The sequence below is a fragment of the Geodermatophilus sp. URMC 65 genome, from assembly GCF_053502545.1.
The window spans coordinates 3,560,952-3,576,749 of the sequence record NZ_CP199954.1; the positions used below are offsets into that span (position 1 = coordinate 3,560,952).

A 15,798-nucleotide genomic window follows, 5' to 3' on the forward strand; every position below is an offset into this window, starting at 1 on the left:
CCGTGAGCACCACGCGGCCCGCGCCTCCGGCGACCGACACGTCACCCGCGTCGTCGTCGCCGGGCACCGTCGGCCCGGCGCCGGCCGACGAGCCGCGCCGGCCGCCGTCGGCCGACCTCGGCGCGCTGCGCCGCCGGCTGCGCCGGCAGGCCACGCGGACGCGCCGGCTGGCGCAGCGGGAGGCCGCGCGGGCCGCGGCCGCCTGGCGCTCGTCGCTGCAGGTCCGGATCGGCACCATCACCATGCTGGTGGCCGGCACGGTCGTGGTCATCGTGAGCCTGGTGCTGTTCAGCCAGATCCGGGACCAGCTGCTGTCGGTCAAGGAGCTGGCGGCGATCGACCAGGTGCAGACCGGGGTCGTCTACGCGCAGAACGAGGTCGCGGGCATCGCCGCAGGTGACAGCGCGAGCGTGCGGGCGACCCTGGACCGGACGGTCAAGCAGCTGAAGGAGCGCGGCAGCCCGGCCGGTGACTTCGAGGTCGTGATGGTCTACCGGACCGGCGACTCCGAGCGGGCCCCCGCGGTCAGCCAGCGTGGCATCTACCCGGCGATCCCGCCCGAGCTGCGCGCCGCCGTCGCCTCCGGCGGCCAGTACGAGCAGTACGCGATGGTCCCCGACGGCAGCGGCCAGGCCCGGCCCACCTACCTCGTCGGTGCCCCGGTGCCGACCGGCGCGGGCAGCGCCGAGCGGATCGAGCTGTACTACGCCTTCCCGCTCGACCAGGAGGCCGAGAGCCTCGCGCTGTTCCGCAGCACGGTGGTCATCAGCGGCGTCGCCCTCACCGTCCTCGTCGTCGGGATCGCGCTGCTCGTGACCCGGCTGGTGGTCGACCCGGTGCGCCGGGCCGCGGGCATCGCCCAGCGGCTGGCGGAGGGACAGCTCGAGGAGCGGATGGCCGTGCGCGGCGAGGACGACCTCGCCCGGCTGGCGACCAGCTTCAACGCGATGGCCGACAGCCTGCAGCGGCAGATCACCCAGCTGGAGTCGCTGTCCCAGCTGCAGCAGCGCTTCACCTCCGACGTCTCGCACGAGCTGCGCACGCCCCTGACGACGGTGCAGATGGCCGCCGACGTGCTCTACGAGTCCCGCGCGGACTTCCCGCCGCACGTGGCGCGCTCGGCGGAGCTGATGCACACCGAGCTCGACCGCTTCGAGGCGTTGCTGACCGACCTGCTGGAGATCAGCCGCTACGACGCGGGGGCTGCGGTCCTCGACTGGGAGCCGACCGACCTCGGCGCGCTCGTGCGCCGGGTGGCGGCCGGGATGTCGGCGTTGGCCGAGCGGCACGGCTGCGAGCTGACGGTGTCCGGGCCCGCCCAGGACGTCATCGCCGAGGTCGACGCCCGCCGGGTGGAGCGCATCCTGCGCAACCTGGTCGGCAACGCGATCGAGCACGGCACCGGCCAGCCGGTGGAGATCACCTGGGCGGCCAACCGGACGGCGGCGGCGGTCACCGTGCGCGACCACGGGGTGGGGCTCTCCGCGGCCGAGGCGCAGCACGTGTTCGACCGCTTCTGGCGCGCCGACCCCTCGCGGGTGCGCACCGTCGGCGGCAGCGGGCTGGGGCTGTCGATCAGCCTCGAGGATGCACGGCTGCACGGCGGGTGGCTGCAGGTCTGGGGGCAGCCCGGCGCCGGCGCGCAGTTCCGGCTGACGCTGCCCCTGGCTGCCGGCACCGACCTCACCAGCTCGCCGCTGCCGCTGCGGCCCGCGGTCCTGCGCCGTCCCGAGGGCGTCCGGTGACCCGCCGCGGCGTCGTCCTGGCCGCCGTCCTGCTGGCCCTGCTCGGCGGCTGCTCGACGGTGCCGACGAGCTCGGCCCCGGCGCAGATCACCCAGGCGCCGCCGCGTGCGGACACCCCGGTCGGCATCGAGCCGCTGTCGCCGGAGCCCGGTGCCACGCCCGAGGAGGTCGTCCGCGGCTTCCTCGACGCCGCCGCCAGCACGGTGCGCGGACACCCCGTCGCCCGCGAGCACCTGGCTCCCGAGCCGCAGGGGTCGTGGTCGGACGACGCCGGCATCACCCTGCTCGGTGCCGACTACGCCACCGTCACCACCGACGCCGGCACCGTCGTGGTGACCGGCGAGCTGGTCGGCACCATCGACCAGCGCGGCGGGTTCACCGTGGGCGGCCAGGAGGTCCACTCCCGCGAGTTCCGGCTCGAGCAGGTGGACGGCGAGTGGCGCATCAGCGACCCGCCGGACGGGCTGCTCATGCTCGAGCCGGACTTCGAGCGGCTCTACGAGCGCCGCGACCTCTACTTCCTCGACCCGACCGCCCAGCGCGTCGTCCCGGACCCGCGGTACCTGATCATCGGGGAGGCCCAGCCGACGGTGCTGGTCGAGCGGCTGCTCGAGGGGCCCTCGGCGGTGCTGGCCGCAGGCGTCGTCAACGAGCTCGAGGGCGCCGCGCTGGGCAGCACGGTGGCCGTCTCGGCCCAGGCGGTCACCGTCGACCTGACCGGCGTCGCCGACGCCCCGCCCGCCCGGCTCGCGGGGATCTCGGCCCAGCTGGTCTGGACGCTGGGCCAGCTGAGCTCGGTGCGCTCGGTGGAGGTCCTCGTCGACGGGGACCCGCTGCGCCTCGACGGCGTGCCGGCGGTCCAGACGGTCGACACCTGGGCCACCCTCGACCCCAAGACCGCCCCGGTCGACGCGGTCGGGCACTTCCTCGTCGACGGCGCGCTGTGGACGGCGACCGACGACCCCGCGCCGGTGCCCGGCCCGGCCGGCGCCGGGGCCTACGGGCTGTCCAGCGCTGCGGTGGCCACCGACCCCAGCACCGGCGAGCTGACCCAGATGGTGGGGGTGACCCAGCGGGACGGCCAGGCGACGCTGCTCACCGGCTCCTACGGCGGTGAGCTCACCCCGGTGCTGCCCAGCGCCTCGCTGACCGTGCCGACGGTGGCGCCGGCCCGCCAGGAGTTCTGGCTGGTCCGCGACGGCTCGACGGTGGTGCGGGTGACCGTCGGCGGCCCACCGCAGGCGGTCAACGCCGTCACGCTGCCGGGCCTCGGCCGGGCCACAGCGCTGCAGCTGTCGCCCGACGGCGTCCGCGCGGCCGTCGTGGTCGAGGGCGGCCAGCGGCAGAGCCTGTACGTCGGCACCGTGGTGCGCTCGGACGACGGCCCGGTGGCGCTGCGCGACTGGCGCGAGGTCGCCCCGGCGCTGGGCCAGGTGGTCGACGTCGCGTGGCGGACCTCCGGCAGCCTGCTGGTGCTGGCCGGCGACGCCGGGGAGGATCGCAGCCTGCCCTACACGGTCGGCGTCGACGGCTGGGACCTCTCACCGGTGCCCACCGCCGGGCTGCCCAGCCAGGCCACCGAGGTCGCCGCCGCACCCGGGCGCCCCCCGCTGGTCAGCGCCGGCGGCACCATCTGGGAGTGGCAGGTCGCCGGGGGCACGTGGGTGACCCTGGTCCGCGGTGAGCAGCCGCAGCCGGGCACCGAGCCGTTCTACCCCGGGTGAGAGAAGACCCCTCTGCCCCCGCCACTCGCAGTAGAAGGACCCCGTCCTCCCCACCACTCGCAGGCTCGCGGCGAGCCTCTGGACGGGGCCGGCTCGGGACGGCAAGGTCCGGCTGCCCATCCACAGGTCCCCGCCGGCCCTGGGCGCGGCGGCGGCGGGGCGCGAGGCTGGGGGAGTGGACGGCGGGGTGCTCGCGGCGCTGGCCGACCTGATGCTGCCGCGGGAGTGCGCCGGGTGCGGCGTGCCGGACGCCGTCCTCTGCCGGCGGTGCGCCGCGCTGCTGGCCGTCCCGCACCTGGCCCAGCCGCGCCGCTTCCCCGCCGGCTTCCCGCCGACGGTGGCCGCCGGCGCCTACGACGGGCCGGTGCGCCCGGCGGTCAACGCCTTCAAGGAGCGCGGCCGGGCCGAGCTGGCCCGCCCGCTGGGGGCCGCCCTGGCGCTGGCCGTCGCCGGCGTGCTCGCCGGGCTGGCCGGGCGTCCGGGGCGGGTGCGGCTCGTCCCGGTGCCCAGCAGCGCTGCCGCACTGCGCGCCCGCGGCCGCGACCACGTCCGCGAGCTGACCGCCCGCGCGGTCGCCGAGCTGCAGGCGGCCGGGGTGCCCGCAGCCGAGGCGCGGCTGCTGCGCCGCAGCGGGCGGGCCGCCGACTCCGCGGGCCTCTCGGCGGCGCAGCGGCGGGCCAACCTGGCCGGCACCTTCGCGCTGCGCCCCGGCTCCTCCGAGCTGCCCGCGGACGCGGTGCTGGTGGTCGTCGACGACGTCGTGACCAGCGGCGCGACGCTCACCGAGGCGGCCGGGGTGCTCGCGTCGGCGGCCGGCCGGGAGGGGCCTCCGGTGCTGGCCGCGGTCGTCGCGGCCACTCCTCGGCGCACCGTGGCGGAGGGCCCGGCGCGGGTCGCCGGGGGTCCGGCAGATCGACTGTCGGGACCCGGCGACCGGGACTAGCGTGGGTTCGATCACAACCCGAACGACCGGGAGGTCTCATGGAGATCGTGGTCCGTGGCCGGAACGTCGAAGTCCCCGAACACTACCGACAGCACGTCGAGGACAAGGTCGGCAGTCTCGACCGGTTCGACGGGAAACTCAAGATCCTGCGCATCGACGTGGAGCTCTTCCACGAGAAGAACCCGCGCCAGTCCGGCAAGTGCCAGCGCGTGGAGATCACGCTGCGCGGCAAGGGGCCGGTGGTCCGCGCCGAGGCCGCCGCGCCGGACTTCTACGCGGCGCTGGACCTGGCCGCCGGCAAGCTCGACCACCGGTTGCGCAAGGCCGCCGACCGCCGCCGCGTCCACCACGGACGACGGACCCCGGCCAGCGTGCGGGTGGGCGGTGGCGCCCCCGACACCGGCGTCGCCGAGTCCCTCGACCGCGACCGGGAGCTCGCGGAGGGGCCGCACGTCACCGACCTCGATGAGCACCTCCCCGGCCGGATCGTGCGAGAGAAGCACCACCCGGCCACCCCGATGCACGTCGACCAGGCCCTCCACGAGATGGAGCTGGTCGGCCACGACTTCTTCCTCTTCCTGTGCGCCGACACCGGGCAGCCGACGGTCGTCTACCGCCGGCACGCCTATGACTACGGCCTCATCCGGCTCGTCGACGCACCGCTCGACGGCGCCGCCGCCCGGCAGTCCACCTCGGCCGCGGAGCCGGCGGCGGCGGGGACCTGATGCCGGGGCGGGGGTGCGGCCAGCCCGCACCCCCGCCCCGCTCAGTCCTCCCGCACCCGCCCGAACAGCACCGCGTCCGCGCGCGAGCCGTCCTGGTAGGCCAAGCAGGAGCGGACGACGCCCTCGCGGACGAACCCCGCCCGCACCGCCACCGCCTGCGACGCGGCGTTCTGCACGTCGGTGAACAGGTGCACCCGCGCCGCGCCGTGTCGGAAGGCCCAGTCGGCGAGCGCTCGGGCGGCCTCGGCGGCGTAACCCCGGCCGCGGGCCCAGGACGCGGTCCAGTAGCCGATGTCCGGCCCCAGCAGGCCGGCATCCAGGTGCCGCACGCCGCAGGCGCCGACCAACTCGCCGTCGGCCTCCACCGCGGCGTCCAGCGCGGTGCCCTCGGCGCGCCCGCGGGCGGCGGAGCGGGTGACGAACTCCTCGGCGTCGGCCCGCGTGTAGGGCTCCGGGAGGTTCGGCATCCACCGCCGGTGCTCCGGGTCCAGGCAGGCGCGGAACACCGCGTCGACGTCGTCCGGGCGGAACGGGCGCAGCACCAGCCGCGCGGTGCGGACCACCTCGGTGGTCAGGTCGACGGCGATGAGGTCGAGGGCCATCGGCTCATGGTCAGGGATTGCCCAGCACCCGGTCGACCGAGATCTCCAGGACCACCCGCGCCGGGTTCTCCCGCGGGGTGCGATAGCGCCGGGCGTAGCGGGCCTCGGCGTCGGCGACCGCGGCGGGGTCGTCCCGCACCACCGCCGTCCCCTCGAGGGTGACCCAGCGGCGGCCGTCGACCTGGCACACCGCGACCCGGGAGCGTCCGGCGCGGACGTGCCGCGCCTTGGCCGACGTCCCCGAGGTGATGACCCGGGCGGTGCGGGTGGCCGCGTCGTAGGTCACCCCGACCGGGACGACGTGCGGGCTGCCGTCGGCGCGCAGCGTGGTCAGCGTGGCCAGGTGCCGCTCGGTCAGGAGGGCGAGCAGGCCGTCCGGCAGGTCGTCGAGGTCGTACGCCACGGACCCGAGGTTAGGTCGTGCACAACAGGGGCATCCGGCGCCCGTGGAGCTCGAGGGCGCGCGGGTGCTGGTGGCGGGGGCGACCGGTGTGCTGGGCGGGGAGCTGGCGGGTGCATTCACCCGTGCCGGCTGCCGCGTGGCGCTGACCGGGCGGGACGAGGGACGGCTGCGCGAGCTGGCCGAGTCGCTCGGGGGAGTGCCGGCCGGCGCGGTCGACGCGGTCGACGTCGAGGCGCTGCGCCGGGCCGTGGCCGCGGCCGCGGCCGCGGAGGCATTGGGCGGGCTGGACGTCGTGGTGGTCGCCTGGGGTGTGGTGGCGTTCGGCCCGGCGGCCGAGGCCGACGACGCGGTCACCGAGGAGCTGTTCGCCGTCAACACGCTGGCGCCCATGAGCCTGGTCCGCGCTGCGCTGCCGCACCTGGCGGACGGCGGCGCGGTCGTGCTGCTGTCGGCGATCGTGGCCGACGCCCCGACCCTCCAGATGGCCGAGTACTCGGCGAGCAAGGCGGCGCTGTCGGCCTGGGCCGGGGTGCTGCGCCGGGAGCTGCGTCCCCGGTCGATCACCGTGCTCGACGTCAAGCCGCCGCACATCGACACCGGGCTGGTCGACCGTGCCCTCGCCGGGGACCCGCCTCGCCTGCCCCGTGGGCACGACCGGTCGGAGCTGGTCGAGGCGGTGCTCGCGGGGGTTCGGGAGGGGAGCCGGGAGATCGTGCTCGACGGGGGGACGAAGCGACTGGTCCGCCGCTGAGGGTCCGGCTGCCGACGGCGGGTCGCCGTCAGCAGCTCCGGGTGACCGGCTCCGCCGCCTACTCTGGACGGGTGGTGTTCTCCAAGATCCTCCGAGCCGGTGAGGGAAAGACCCTCCGGCGACTGAACAAGATCGCCGATGCGGTCGAGTCGCTGGCGGACGACGTCGTCGACCTCACCGACGCGGAGCTGCGCGCCAAGACCGACGAGTTCAAGGAGCGCCTGGAGGAGGGGGAGACCCTCGACCACCTCCTCCCGGAGGCCTTCGCCGTCGTCCGCGAGGCCGCCACCCGCACCCTGGGCCAGCGGCACTTCCGGGTGCAGCTCATGGGCGGCGCCGCGCTGCACCTGGGCAACATCGCCGAGATGCGCACCGGAGAGGGCAAGACGCTGACCGGCGTCCTGCCCGCGTACCTCAACGCGCTCACCGGCAACGGCGTGCACGTGGTCACGGTCAACGACTACCTGGCCAAGCGCGACGCCGAGTGGATGGGCCGGGTGCACCGCTTCCTGGGTCTGTCGGTCGGCGTGATCCTCTCCGGCGAGCGCCCGGCGCACCGCCGGGAGCAGTACGCCTGCGACATCACCTACGGCACGAACAACGAGTTCGGCTTCGACTACCTGCGCGACAACATGGCCTGGAACAAGTCCGACCTGGTGCAGCGTGGGCACCACTTCGCCGTCGTCGACGAGGTCGACTCGATCCTCATCGACGAGGCGCGCACCCCGCTGATCATCAGCGGTCCGGCCGGCGACCCGGCGATGCAGCGCTGGTACGGCGAGTTCGCGCGGCTGGCCCCGCTCATGCAGCGCGACGTCCACTACGAGGTGGAGGAGGGCAAGCGCACGGTCGCCATCACCGAGGAGGGCGTGGAGTTCGTCGAGGACCAGATCGGCATCGAGAACCTCTACGAGGCGGCCAACACCCCGCTGATCAGCTTCCTGAACAACGCGCTGAAGGCCAAGGAGCTCTACCACCGCGACCAGCAGTACATCGTCAGCAACGGCGAGGTGCTCATCGTCGACGAGTTCACCGGCCGCGTGCTGTCGGGTCGGCGCTACAACGAGGGCATGCACCAGGCCATCGAGGCCAAGGAGCGGGTGCAGATCAAGGACGAGAACCAGACGCTCGCCACGATCACCCTGCAGAACTACTTCCGGCTTTACGAGAAGCTCTCCGGGATGACCGGCACCGCCCAGACCGAGGCGGCCGAGCTCTCGCAGACCTACGGGCTGGGCGTCGTGCCGATCCCGACGAACCGGCCGATGGTCCGCGAGGACCGCTCCGACGTCATCTACAAGACGGAGCAGGCGAAGTTCGACGCCGTCATCGACGACATCGCCGAGCGGCACGAGGCCGGGCAGCCGGTGCTGGTCGGCACGGCGAGCGTGGAGAAGTCCGAGGTCCTCTCCACGCTGCTGCTGCGCCGCGGCATCCCGCACGAGGTGCTCAACGCCAAGAACCACGCGCGTGAGGCGCACATCGTGGCCCAGGCCGGGCGGCTGGGCGCGGTCACCGTGGCCACCAACATGGCCGGCCGCGGCACCGACATCCAGCTCGGCGGCAACCCGGAGTTCATCGCCGACGAGCAGCTGCGCGCCCGCGGCCTGTCGCCGTCGGAGACGCCGGAGGAGTACGAGGCCGCCTGGGACAGCGCGGTCGAGAAGGCCAAGGAGCAGGTCCGGGCCGAGCACGAGCAGGTGACCGAGGCCGGTGGTCTCTACGTGCTGGGCACCGAGCGGCACGAGAGCCGGCGCATCGACAACCAGCTGCGCGGCCGCTCCGGCCGGCAGGGCGACCCCGGTGAGTCGCGGTTCTACCTGTCGCTGGGCGACGACCTCATGCGGCGCTTCAACGGCCCGATGCTCGAGTCGATGATGACCACGCTGCGGGTCCCCGATGACCAGCCGATCGAGTCGAAGATGGTCAGCCGGGCGATCCTGTCGGCGCAGACCCAGGTCGAGCAGCAGAACTTCGAGGTCCGCAAGGACGTCCTGAAGTACGACGAGGTGCTCAACCGGCAGCGCACCGTCATCTACGCCGAGCGGCGCAAGGTGCTCGACGGCCAGGACCTGCACGTGCAGGTCCGGTCGATGGTCGACGACGTCATCAGCGCCTACGTCGACGGCGCCACCGAGATGGGTTACGCCGAGGACTGGGACCTCGAGCAGCTGTGGACCGGCCTCAAGGCCCTCTACCCGGTGGGCCTGGACCGCGACGAGCTGATCGACCGCGTCGCCGACGGCGACCAGGCCGGACTCTCCGCCGACGTCCTCAAGCGCGAGCTGCTCGACGACGTGCACCGCGCCTACGAGGAGCGGGAGTCCTCGCTCGGCGCGGAGGTCATGCGCGAGCTCGAGCGGCGGGTGCTGCTGAGCGTGCTCGACCGCAAGTGGCGCGAGCACCTCTACGAGATGGACTACCTGCGGGCCGGCATCCACCTGCGCGCGATGGCCAACCGCGACCCGGTCGTGGAGTACCAGCGCGAGGGCTACGACATGTTCATGTCGATGCTCGACGGCATCAAGGAGGAGTCGGTCGGCTTCCTGTTCAACCTGGAGGTCAAGACCAAGGAGCAGCAGGACGCCGAGGCCCGGGCCAAGCAGGCCGAGGCCGAGGCCAAGGCGCTGGCGGCGGCCCAGGAGGGGACGGCGCGGGTGCTGGCCCGGCAGGCGGCCGCTGCCCGGGCGGCGCAGGCCGCGGCGGCTCCTGCTCCGCCGGTCGCACCCACCCCGTCGGTTCCGGCCCCGTCGGCCCCGGCCGCACCTGCTCCGGTCGCCGCCGCTCCGGCTCCGAGTGCGCCGGCCGCCCGACCGGCCCCCGCTCCGGTCGAGGAGAACGGGGCCGCCCCGGCACCCGCCGCCCAGGCCCCGGTCCCGGCGGCGCGCCGGACCTCCTCGGCACGGCGGGGGCGGCACGCCGCACCCGAGGTCGAGGCGTCGGCACCCGAGCTGGCGGAGCCGGTGTCCTCGGGCACCGGGCCGGAGCTCTCGGTCAGGGGCCTCGACGACCCCCACCGCAGCGACCAGCTCAGCTACTCCGCTCCCGGCCTGGACGCCTCGCCCAAGGAGAGCGGCCGGACCAAGGCGGCGAAGACCGCGACCGTGACCGGCACCAAGGAGCCGTCGCGCAACGCGCCGTGCCCCTGCGGCTCCGGGAAGAAGTACAAGTTCTGCCACGGAGCGGCTCACTGAGCCGCTGAGCTGCGGTCCGTTGCGGGGTCGTGGTCCATCGGTCGATCCCGCCGGGCTGACCACCGGGGTGCACCCGCCCACCGACAGCCGGGAGCGGGAGCTGGTGGTGCAACCGTCGAGCGGCCGCAGGCTGCCTCACTCGGCACCAGCCGGGACGCCAGGTCTCGCCACTCGGCTCCGGGACACAGGTGGATGGGCGGTAGCTCCCGCACCCGCACCGGCAGTCGTGCGCCGGATCACGCCGGCGTGCTCAGGAGGCGTGCAACGGCTCTACGGACCGGGTCCGTGATCGCGGGGACGCTCAGCGCTGCGTCGGACAACAGCAGGAAGGCGCCTGGGGGGAGGTGGGACTGGACTGCGGATCGGCGTCGCAGGAGGAGGTCACCGAAGCGGTCGTGGTCGACGTGGCGCGGCAGGTGCTCGAACCAGCGGGCGCTGTTGGCGGCGCTGCGCAGAGTGGTGCGCAGGGCCGCTCGGCGGCGCCGGCCATAGCTCTCCAGGGCCCGGTCGAGGTCGTCGCAGTCGGTGAGTGCGTCGGCGAGCGCCATCGCGTCTTCCAGGGCGAGGCGCGTTCCTGATCCGATGGTGAAGTGGGTGGTGTGCGCGGCGTCACCCATCAACACGACGGGGCCGCTGTGCCAGCGCTTGTTGGTGACCCCACGGAACTGCAGCCAGGGAGCGACGTCGCGTGTGCCCGCCTGCGGCTGCAGGGGGTGGCCCTCCAGCGGGTCGGCGAAGATCTCCTCCAGCCGACGCAGGGTCGTGTCGGCGGCCATCCGGTCGAACCCCAGGCCTCGCCAGGTCTCCGGGGTCGTCTCGACCACGAAGGTGCTGGTGTCGCTGTTGAACCCGTACGCGTGGGCCCAGATCCAACCGGCTCCGGTGCGCGTGAAGGGGAAGGTGAAGGAGTCGAACACGCGGCTCGTACCCAGCCACATGTACCTGTTGCTGCCCTGCACCACGGTCGTGCCGAAGCTGTCGCGGCCGCGAGCGCGCAGGGCGCTGTTGACCCCGTCGCAGGCGATCACCAGGTCGACGTTCCCCACGTCGGAGGGATCGCGGACCTCGTGCTCGTAGCGGATGTCGACGCCGAGGTCGGTGGCCCGTTCGGCGAGGAGCTCGAGCAGGGTCTGCCGGGCCATGCTGTAGCCGTGGCCGGGTGTGCGCACCAGGGCACGGCCGGAGACGTCGAGGAGTTGGTCCTCCCAGCGGTAGGCCCGAGCGCGGACCGCCTGCGCCGTCAGCGGATCGCGTGCATCGAGTTGGGCCAGCAGGTCGTTCCAGAAGACGACGCCCCACCCGTACGTGACTCCCGCCGGGGAGCGTTCGTAGACGGTGACCTGGTGGCCCTTGCCTAGTCGACTGGCCAGGATGCTGAAGAAGAGCCCGGCCGGGCCGCCTCCCACGCACGCGATTCGCATTGGTGATCATGCTGCCAGATCCCTGGCTCCAGGACCATCCCCGTGCTGCTGGGCGGGTGGAGCAGTGGGGTCGCCGTCCCCCCGCCTCCCTGGTGGACCTGCCTCCGGCGACCGCGTGTGACCTGCCGCGACCGGGGCCCGTGCGCCGCTCGCGTGCCGATTCCGGTGGAGACTCCCGGACTACTCCCCTCGGCGGGCTGCCGACCCGGCGCCGGACCCCCGGTCCGGACCGGGGTGCGACCGGCTGAGCGCCCGCACCGCGAGTTGCAGCCCTGTCGTCCTCGTTCGTCGGACGAGCCTGGCGGCTGGGCGCTCGATCCTGAGGTCCACCACTCGTCGAGGTGTGCCGCCGAGTGAGCGCTTGTAGGCCTCCAGGCCGGGCTCTCCACCGGTTTGTCCGAGGTCGAAGACCCGGCATCCGTAGGCTGCAGCGTCAGCAAGGGCTCGTGCTTGCACGAGGGTGTTCGCAGACACCGGTGCCGCGAGCTCCTTGATGCTGTAACTGCGCCAGCCTATTGCGTGGTCGCCGTGCACCAGGGTGATGCAGCCGGCCACCGGCACGCCTTGGTGCCAGGCGATGAAGGTACGGCACCGCTCACCCAGAGCCGTCGCGACAGTTGCGAACTTGTCGAACGATTCTTCGCGCAGCGCCATGTAGCGCGCCAGCGGGCGGGGGAGTTGCGAATGGCGGACCCAGCGGTCCACCCAGTCGCGGTAGAGGTTGTGGAACACCGGCACCAGTCGACCAGTGGTGTCGAGTTCGACGCTGACTCCGCGACGCTCTGCCTTCCTGAGGTGGTAGCGGACGCTGCGGGCGACGCGTTCGCGGAGATGCGCGTCCCAGCCGCGACTGAGGTCCACCACGTGCACCGACCGAGGTTCCTCGACCGTTCCTGCTCCTCGGAGGCCGGCCGCCCACTGGTCCACCGTGTGGTGCCCTCCACCGATGCGGATGGACAGCGCGCCGCGACACCGCAGGTCCTCCACCAGCGTTCGGACGTCCGATGACCGGAGGCCGCCGGAGGCGAGTGCGCTGCCGTGCCCGAGCCCACCCGGGTAGCCGGCCAGCACCTGCGCTCCGGGGATGGACTCGTGCCGAACGAGGGGCAGGACGATGCTCCGGCCGTCCGCGAGCTGGTACAGGAGGCTCGCATCGTGACCACCGGTGACCTCGCGGACCGCCGAGAAGTACTCCGGGGTCTGGAGCGCGGTTGCGCCGGGATCGCTGTCCAGTACGTCCCGCCATGCCCGCGGCGGTACCGGGGTGACGATCCTGACCGGTCGCGGGTGTGTCCCGACCCCGGAGTTCGCAGCTGCGTCCAACGTGTCAGCTTCTCCGTTCTGTGCCTCAGCGGTCGGAACTGCCGATGTCGCCAATGCAGGGCGCCGATTTCGGGGGCGTGACTGTACCTGGGCCTGTCAATCCGAAGGAGTCGGCCGAGCGGAGTCGTCGGTACGGGCCCTCCTGGACAGGGCGGTGGTCGGTGGCTCGTGGTCCTGTTCCCATCGGAGCTGGCCTGCTCCACGACCGCAGTGCTCCGGTGCTGCGGGCCACGCGGGAGGATCGACCGGTCGACCCGTTCCAGGGTCGCCGGCTCCATGTGATCGAGCCCGCGCCAGGCGCCCCGGTCGCGGATCCCTGCGCGAGCCGACGGAGGTTGCCACCCGATCCGGGTGAGCCGGAGTGCCCTCCCGCGCCCGGGTGCCGGCGGGTGCGGCCGGTCCCGGGTCGGCCCCGGCAGCGGCCCGCTGCGGATCTGCGAGTGGTGGGGGCGGGCGGTCGTTCACCCGATCTGGAGCGCGGTGCAGCGCCACCGGCCGTCGATGCCCTCCAGTCGCGCGGCGACGGCGTGCGCCCGGCCCGACCGGCGGGCCACCGCGCTCACCTCGGCGACCCCGTCGACCGGCTCGCAGACGCGGACCGGGCCGAGCAGCACCGGGGCGGTGCCGCCGGCGCACCACCGGGGTCGGCGGCCGCTGGTGAGCGCCGCGTAGACGCCCGGGGCGGTGAGCGGCTGCACCTGGCTCAGCGGACGGCGGCCGGCCAGCCCCTCGAGGGTGAGCAGCAGCAGCCGGCGTCCGGCGACGCGCGGGTCGGGGAGGTCCGCCCGGGCCGACCAGGTCGGCTCGGAGCCCGGCACGAACCCCGCGAGCGGCTCCTCCGGACGCGGCCGTGGACCCGGCCGGTGCGGTGCCCGCGGGACGGCGACACCGGGGAGCACCAACCGCAGCACCGGCTGCGGGTCCAGCGGCGGCTGCGGCGTCGGGACGACGGTGAGGCGCAGCGGGGCCGCGCACAGCGGCTGCGGGCCGGCCTCGGACGTGGTGTCGGGGGCGGCGGGTCGGACGGGGGCGGCGGGCGCGGTCATCACGGGCTCCGGGGTCCGGGGTGGGTGAGGGGCGGGCGGCGTCAGGACGCCGGGGGCGGGCGCAGCACCTGGCCCGGGAGCAGGAGGTCCGGGTCGGGGCCGATGACGGCGGCGTTGGCGTGCCACCAGGCGTCGACGGCCGTGGCCACCTCGTCGTCCGCCGGGCTTCCGCCGGTCCGCCGGGCGAGGTCGGCGGCGGCGATGTCCCACAGGCACTCGCCGCGCAGGACGACGTGCTCGTCCCGGACCGGTGCCGGCCAGTCGGGCACCGCAGCGGGGGCGCTCGCTGCCGGTGGGACCGGTGTCGGCGCGGGCGTCCCCGGCCAGTCGGCGACGGGGCCGGGTGCCGGAGCGGCGGGGCCCTCGGCGGAGGCGACGGCGACCGCCCGGGGGAGGGCGCCGGACGCCGGGGCGCAGCTGGTCACCAGCGGGGCGCTGGTGACCAGCCCGATGCCCAGGGCGAGGGCCGCGGCCCGCCGGGCGCCGGCGGGCAGCAGGAACCGTGTGAGGGCCCGCGCGATCGTGCCGGCGATCCCCGGCAGCGCGGAGAGCGCGGTGAGGGTCAGGCCGAGAGCGCCCCACAGCCAGACGGCCCAGGCGAGCGCCGCGACGCCGGCGAGCAGGACGGTCTCGGCGCCGGTCGTGTCGACGACGCGCTGCAGGTCCAGGCCGGCGTCGGCGACCTCCCCGAGGTCGGGGGTGACCGCGCGGAGGCCGGCGGCGGCAGCGGCCATCGCCGTCGCCGTTCCGCACAGACGCCGGATCGACATGTCTCCTCCTCGACTGGTCGACGATCGCCGCGTGACTAAATCAAGCAAACGCAAGCAAACGCAAGAGACAGCACCCAGTAGTGTGGAAACCGAGGAGGTGGCCGATGCGGTGGCAACGGCTCTTCGCCGACCTGCAGGCGGAGTTCGACGAGGCGGAGGCCGCGGCCGAGCGGGCCGAGGACGCCTCACGTCGGCGGGTCGAGACGGGCGCCGTCCGGCTGGCCGACCGGCTGGCCGGCGCCCTCGACCGGCCGCTCACCTTGCGGTGTGCCGGCGCCGGCGACGTGACCGGTGTCCTCGTCGAGGTGGGCGCCGACTGGCTGCTGCTGACCGACGACAGCCGGCGGGAGGTGCTCGTGGCGCTGTCGACCGTGCGGACGGTCGCCGGGCTGGGACGCGCGACGGCTCCGGCCGCGGACGCCGGTCAGGTGCGGGCGCGGCTGGACCTGCGGCGGGCGCTGCGCGGGCTGGCCCGCGACCGCAGCGTCGTGCAGGTCGTCCTGGACGACGGCGCGGTGTACGTCGGCACCGTGGACGGCGTCGGTGCCGACCACGTCGAGCTGGCCGAGCACGCCGCCGACCAGCCGCGCCGGGCGGCAGCCGTGCGAGGGGTGCGGGCGATCGCCCTGCCGGCGGTGGCGGTCGTGCGGACGCTGGTGCCGGGGCTGGATTGACCGCGCGGCTCCGGTCGGGGACCACGAGCCGGGTCTACCCGGGCGCCGTGCGGGGTCAGGCTCCGCCCGGCGCCGTGCGGGCTCAGCCCCGGCTGCGCCCTCCGGGGCCGGTCGACGCGTCGTCCTGCTCGGCCTGCTCCTCGGCGGCGGACTCCGCGGGCACGGTACCGGCGCGCGCCTCGGCGTACTTCTGCGCGATGAAGCGCTCGAGTTCCTCGTTCTCGACCCGCCACTGGCCGCGACCACCGATCTGGATGGCGATCAGCTCCTTGCGGCGCACCAGCGCGTAGGCCTGCGACCACGAGACGTTGAGGATCTCGGCGACGTCGTCGAGGGTCAGGAACCGCGGTGTGGGCATCAGGTCTCCGTCCGGTCCCGGACAGTCTGGCAGCCCCGTCCGGGTGGCATGCGCGCTGTCCACAGCCCCGAACGTGTGGACAGCGCCTGCACGCAGCGGCGTACCTGTCCCATCATCTC

Annotated in this window: 14 protein-coding genes; 7 read left to right on the forward strand and 7 right to left on the reverse strand. The window is 74.5% G+C overall.

Annotation, left to right across the window (positions count from 1 at the left end; translation table 11 throughout):
• Positions 1–2: 2 nt before the first annotated feature.
• From mtrB to hpf, 4 genes are all read left to right on the forward strand, one after another.
• Complete coding sequence (gene mtrB / locus ACWIX7_RS17320; RefSeq protein WP_448617666.1) at positions 3–1,745, forward strand: MtrAB system histidine kinase MtrB; 1,743 nt, start codon at positions 3–5, stop codon at positions 1,743–1,745.
• Positions 1,742–3,469, forward strand: coding sequence for an LpqB family beta-propeller domain-containing protein (locus tag ACWIX7_RS17325; protein WP_448617667.1), 1,728 nt, complete (start codon positions 1,742–1,744; stop codon positions 3,467–3,469). The genes mtrB and ACWIX7_RS17325 overlap by 4 nt, the downstream gene beginning before the upstream one ends.
• A 175-nt stretch (positions 3,470–3,644) precedes the next feature.
• On the forward strand, positions 3,645–4,412 hold the full coding sequence (locus ACWIX7_RS17330) for a ComF family protein (protein WP_448617668.1): 768 nt from the start codon (positions 3,645–3,647) through the stop codon (positions 4,410–4,412).
• Between the two features lie 38 nt (positions 4,413–4,450).
• Positions 4,451–5,137 carry a ribosome hibernation-promoting factor, HPF/YfiA family gene (gene hpf / locus ACWIX7_RS17335; protein WP_448617669.1) on the forward strand — a complete coding sequence of 229 codons (687 nt, stop codon included), beginning with the start codon at positions 4,451–4,453 and terminating at the stop codon, positions 5,135–5,137.
• Between the two features lie 41 nt (positions 5,138–5,178).
• On the opposite strand, the gene ACWIX7_RS17340 is transcribed toward hpf, so the two are convergent.
• Both ACWIX7_RS17340 and ACWIX7_RS17345 read right to left on the reverse strand, forming a co-directional pair.
• Complete coding sequence (locus ACWIX7_RS17340; RefSeq protein WP_448617670.1) at positions 5,179–5,739, reverse strand: GNAT family N-acetyltransferase; 561 nt, start codon at positions 5,737–5,739, stop codon at positions 5,179–5,181.
• A 10-nt stretch (positions 5,740–5,749) separates the two neighbouring features.
• Positions 5,750–6,142, reverse strand: a complete 393-nt coding sequence (locus ACWIX7_RS17345) for a pyridoxamine 5'-phosphate oxidase family protein (protein WP_091212964.1) — start codon at positions 6,140–6,142, stop codon at positions 5,750–5,752.
• Between the two features lie 43 nt (positions 6,143–6,185).
• Between ACWIX7_RS17345 and ACWIX7_RS17350 the strand changes: the two genes are divergently transcribed.
• Together ACWIX7_RS17350 and secA are read left to right on the forward strand one after the other, a co-directional pair.
• The gene (locus ACWIX7_RS17350) at positions 6,186–6,893 is read left to right on the forward strand and encodes an SDR family NAD(P)-dependent oxidoreductase (protein WP_448617671.1); all 708 of its coding nucleotides are present in this window, start codon (positions 6,186–6,188) and stop codon (positions 6,891–6,893) included.
• 41 nt (positions 6,894–6,934) lie between these two features.
• Positions 6,935–10,087 (forward strand): preprotein translocase subunit SecA, encoded by a 3,153-nt coding sequence (secA, locus tag ACWIX7_RS17355; RefSeq protein WP_448617672.1) that lies wholly within the window; start codon positions 6,935–6,937, stop codon positions 10,085–10,087.
• Positions 10,088–10,323: 236 nt separating this feature from the next.
• Here secA and ACWIX7_RS17360 read toward each other — a convergent pair whose 3' ends face one another.
• The 4 genes from ACWIX7_RS17360 to ACWIX7_RS17375 form a co-directional block, all read right to left on the reverse strand.
• Entirely contained in the window at positions 10,324–11,508 is a 1,185-nt protein-coding gene (locus ACWIX7_RS17360) for an FAD-dependent monooxygenase (RefSeq protein ID WP_448617673.1), read from the reverse strand.
• A 180-nt stretch (positions 11,509–11,688) separates the two neighbouring features.
• A complete protein-coding gene (locus ACWIX7_RS17365; protein WP_448617674.1) occupies positions 11,689–12,831 on the reverse strand; it encodes a GNAT family N-acetyltransferase in 1,143 nt (380 codons plus the stop codon).
• Between the two features lie 461 nt (positions 12,832–13,292).
• Positions 13,293–13,877: an Rv3235 family protein gene (locus tag ACWIX7_RS17370; RefSeq protein WP_448617675.1), complete on the reverse strand. Its 585-nt coding sequence runs from the start codon at positions 13,875–13,877 to the stop codon at positions 13,293–13,295.
• Positions 13,878–13,918: 41 nt separating this feature from the next.
• On the reverse strand, positions 13,919–14,647 hold the full coding sequence (locus tag ACWIX7_RS17375) for a hypothetical protein (protein WP_448617676.1): 729 nt from the start codon (positions 14,645–14,647) through the stop codon (positions 13,919–13,921).
• A gap of 104 nt (positions 14,648–14,751) precedes the next feature.
• Between ACWIX7_RS17375 and ACWIX7_RS17380 the strand changes: the two genes are divergently transcribed.
• Positions 14,752–15,321, forward strand: coding sequence for a hypothetical protein (locus ACWIX7_RS17380; protein WP_448617677.1), 570 nt, complete (start codon positions 14,752–14,754; stop codon positions 15,319–15,321).
• A gap of 82 nt (positions 15,322–15,403) precedes the next feature.
• Here ACWIX7_RS17380 and ACWIX7_RS17385 read toward each other — a convergent pair whose 3' ends face one another.
• Positions 15,404–15,679, reverse strand: a complete 276-nt coding sequence (locus ACWIX7_RS17385; protein WP_448617678.1) for a helix-turn-helix domain-containing protein — start codon at positions 15,677–15,679, stop codon at positions 15,404–15,406.
• Between the last annotated feature and the right edge of the window lie 119 nt (positions 15,680–15,798).